Annotated in this window: 4 protein-coding genes; all 4 read right to left on the minus strand. The window is 60.9% G+C overall.

The window, feature by feature from the left end; genetic code table 11:
- Positions 1 to 43 precede the first annotated feature (43 nt).
- Positions 44 to 850, minus strand: coding sequence for a peptidylprolyl isomerase (locus IBX51_RS14795; RefSeq protein WP_291832087.1), 807 nt, complete (start codon positions 848 to 850; stop codon positions 44 to 46).
- Positions 851 to 918: 68 nt separating this feature from the next.
- On the minus strand, positions 919 to 1,596 hold the full coding sequence (gene narI / locus IBX51_RS14800) for a respiratory nitrate reductase subunit gamma (protein WP_291832089.1): 678 nt from the start codon (positions 1,594 to 1,596) through the stop codon (positions 919 to 921).
- 18 nt (positions 1,597 to 1,614) lie between these two features.
- Positions 1,615 to 2,355, minus strand: a complete 741-nt coding sequence (gene narJ, locus IBX51_RS14805) for a nitrate reductase molybdenum cofactor assembly chaperone (protein ID WP_291832090.1) — start codon at positions 2,353 to 2,355, stop codon at positions 1,615 to 1,617.
- A 10-nt stretch (positions 2,356 to 2,365) separates the two neighbouring features.
- A partial coding sequence (narH, locus tag IBX51_RS14810; RefSeq protein WP_291832092.1) for a nitrate reductase subunit beta occupies positions 2,366 to 3,477 on the minus strand: 1,112 nt, incomplete at its 5' end.

The raw sequence follows: 3,477 nt of genomic DNA on the forward strand, positions 1-3,477 counted from the left end.
GCATTACCCGCGCCCGGACTGCCAAGTTCAGAGGTCGGGTCTGTTACTGCATCAACGGCGAATCCGGCAATTCCAGGTCGACGCCTTCGACGCCGGTTTCCAGTGCCAGAACCTGCAGGTACTGGCGGAAGGCGCGGCGGGTGACGCTTTCGCTCAGGTACTGGCGGATCTGGGGTTTGACGTGTTCGTACGGCAGTTGTTCGCCGTCGATGCGCTGGTCAACCCGGACGATGTGCCAGCCGTAGCGGGTTTCGATGAGTTCGGGGTTGAGGCCCTGGTTCAGGCTGAGCACCGGGCGTTCAAATTCTTCGACGGTCTGGCCTTTGGATATCTGGCCCAGGCTGCCGCCCTGGTGCCGGGATTCGCAGGCGGAGTATTGCTTGGCCAGTGGCGCGAACTGGGCGCGGCCATCCATTAATGAGGATAGCAACTGACGTCCGACTTCTTCCTGGCTCATGCGTTCCTGGACGTCGTCCGGGGCGGCAGCCAGCAGGATGTGGCTGACGGCCATGATGGTCGGGCTACGGAAGCGGCCAGGGTTGGCGGCGTAGAAGCGTTCGCAGGCTTGTTCGTCGAGGTCAGGGACGTCGAGTTCCTGTTCCAGTACGCGGGCGATGCGGTCTTCTTCGTCTTCGATGTTGTCCAGTTTCAGGCGTTTGGCCTGGCGCAGCAGCAGTTCCCGGATGACCAGGCTTTTGGCGGCCTGGTGCCAGGCGTCGACGGCTTCTTCGGCCGGGTGGTGTTGCATTTCCCGGGCGATGTCGGCTTCCGGAATCAGGGTGTCGCCCACATAGACCGGCGGGAACTGGTTTCTGGGTTGGTCGGCCTGGCCGACGGGGATCATTTGCATGGCGTTTTTACCTCTGGAATACGTTGGCCACGGAGACCGCACCCGGTCTCCGTGGCTATAAGCTCACATCACGCCCGCTTGCGGACCACCTGGTACTTCCGCCCGAAGTACTCAACCGGCACGCTGAGCATGTGCACCAGTCGGGTGAACGGGAACAGTACAAAGATGGTCAGGCCAAGGAAGATATGGGCCTTGAAGATCCAGTGGGCATCAGCCACGTGTGCGGCCACGCCACCCTGGAAGGTCAGTACACCCTGTGCCCAGGCGGAGAATTTGAGCATCTGGGAGCCGTCCAGGTGCCCGAGGGTCGGGATGATGGTCAGCAGGCCGAGGGTGACCTGGACCACCAGGATGCAGATCACCAGGTTGTCGGCAAGGGTGCTGCTGGCGCGAACCCGTGGGTTGGTCAGGCGGCGCCAGGCGAGCATGGCGCCGCCGATCAGACACATGACGCCGGCGATACCGCCGACCAGCACGGCCATGACCTGTTTCTGACCGGGTGTCATCAACCATTCGTAGGCCCATTTCGGGGCCAGCAGGCCGACCAAATGGCCGAAGAAGATCACCAATATGCCCACATGGAACAGCACGCTGGCCAGCACCATGTGTTTCTTGCTCAGCATCTGGCTGGACTGTGCCCGCCAGGTGAACTGACCGTGGTCGTAACGGGCCCAGGTGCCGATGAACAGGACGGCCAGGGCGATATAGGGGTAGACCCCGAAAAGCAGTGTGTTGAGATAGGACATCGTTGTTTCCTCCTGCGCTTACGCGCGCCCTGCCTGACGGTGGCTTGCATCCGTCATCAGCTGATCACTCAGGTGGATGGTCTGGGTCTGCTCCAGCTCGCGACGGCGCTGACCTACCACGCCGCCGGTGTTGCAGGAACTGCCCTGGTCATCCACAAACTTCACCATTTCCTCTTCCCAGACCTTGTCGAGGGCTTCCGGGGTGTCGTCGCGCTCTTCCGAGGCGACGATCCGGGCGAGCTCCTGGCGGTCCGCCTTGCGACCGGACAGCACCAGCAGTGCGTCCATAATCACGTGGTACACGCTCTCGCGCTGGTACAGGCGCTCGCCCAGCAAGCCGAGAATGTGATGGATATCCTCAAGCCAGTTCTGGATTTCGTCCCAGGGCCTGGTCGACAGGTATTCCAGGAACAGCGGCAGGTAATCCGGCAGTTCCTTGGCGTCGATTTCCAGGCCGTTGGCGCGGTATTGCTCCATCAGGTCGACCATGGCCTGGCCACGGTCGCGGGATTCGCCGTGCACGTGCTCGAACAGCAGCAAAGACGTTGACCGGCCCTTGTCGAACAGGCTGACATAGGCTTCCTGCAAATCCAGCAGGTCGGTATCACAGACCCGGTCGATGGCGGTGAGCAGCTGTTCCTTGTTCTGCCGTGGCAACCGACTGTCCTGAAGGACAGCGGCAACCAGAGCGTCTTTGGATTGCTGCAGTTCTTCGGTCGGGTATTCCAGTACCCGGGCCATTACTTTAAGAAGTTGCATGATGTGCTCCTCAGTCCTGCAGCTGTTTGGGGTCGACGTGCTTCACGGTGGTCAGCTTGCTGACCATGCTGGTGGTTTGTTTCTTGCCACCAAACAGGCTGAACTCACTGTCGCCACCGTTGCAGCCGTCCCCGAAGCTGAAGCCGCAGCCGCCACGCTCACCGTGGGCGTCCGGGAAGGCTTCCTTGGCCAGCTCGCGATGGCTGGTCGGAATCACGAAGCGGTCTTCGTAGTTGGCAATGGCCAGGTAGCGGTACATCTCATCCGCCTGAGCCTTGGTCAGACCGCATTCCTCAAGGGCACGCAGGTCTTCCTTGCCTTCCACGGTCTCGGCACGCTTGTACAGGCGCATAGCCATGATCCGCTTGAGGGCCCGCACTACCGGCTTCTCGTCACCGGCGGTGAGCAGATTGGCCAGATACTTGACCGGTATCCGCAGGCTTTCGATCTTCGGCAATATGCCATCAAACTCGACCTTGCCGGCTTCCGCTGCGGACTGGATAGGGCTCAGTGGCGGCACGTACCAGACCATGGGCAGGGTGCGGTATTCCGGGTGCAGCGGCAGGGCCAGTTTCCAGTCCACCGCCATTTTGTACACCGGGCTCTGCTGGGCGGCGTCGATCACGTTCATCGGGATGCCGTCTTTCTTTGCCTGCTCGATCACTTTCGGATCGAACGGGTCCAGGAAGATTTCCAGCTGCTTTTCGTACAGCTCGTGCTCGCCCGGGGCGCTGGCCACTTCTTCAATGCGGTCTGCGTCGTACAGCAGCACACCGAGGTAGCGGATACGGCCGACACAGGTCTCGGAGCAAACGGTCGGCAGACCGGCTTCGATACGCGGGTAGCAGAAGATGCACTTCTCGGACTTGCCGGTTTTCCAATTGAAGTAGATTTTCTTGTACGGGCAGCCGGAGACACACATCCGCCAGCCACGACACTTGTCCTGGTCGATCAGTACGATGCCGTCTTCCTCGCGCTTGTAGATGGCACCGCTCGGGCAACTGGCCACACACGCCGGATTCAGGCAGTGCTCGCACAGACGCGGCAGATACATCATGAAGGTGTTCTCGAACTGGCCGTAGATGTCTGCCTGCACCTGATCAAAGTTCTTGTCTTTGCGGC

This window comes from Marinobacter sp. (assembly GCF_014859525.1).
Taxonomy (GTDB): domain Bacteria; phylum Pseudomonadota; class Gammaproteobacteria; order Pseudomonadales; family Oleiphilaceae; genus Marinobacter.

What these genes read in the sequence shown, in the direction of transcription:
- narI (WP_291832089.1), bottom strand. Translation starts at nt 1,596, where the DNA reads ATGTCCTATCTCAACACACTGCTTTTCGGGGTCTACCCCTATATCGCC.
- IBX51_RS14795 (WP_291832087.1), bottom strand. Translation starts at nt 850, where the DNA reads ATGCAAATGATCCCCGTCGGCCAGGCCGACCAACCCAGAAACCAGTTC.
- narJ (WP_291832090.1), bottom strand. Translation starts at nt 2,355, where the DNA reads ATGCAACTTCTTAAAGTAATGGCCCGGGTACTGGAATACCCGACCGAA.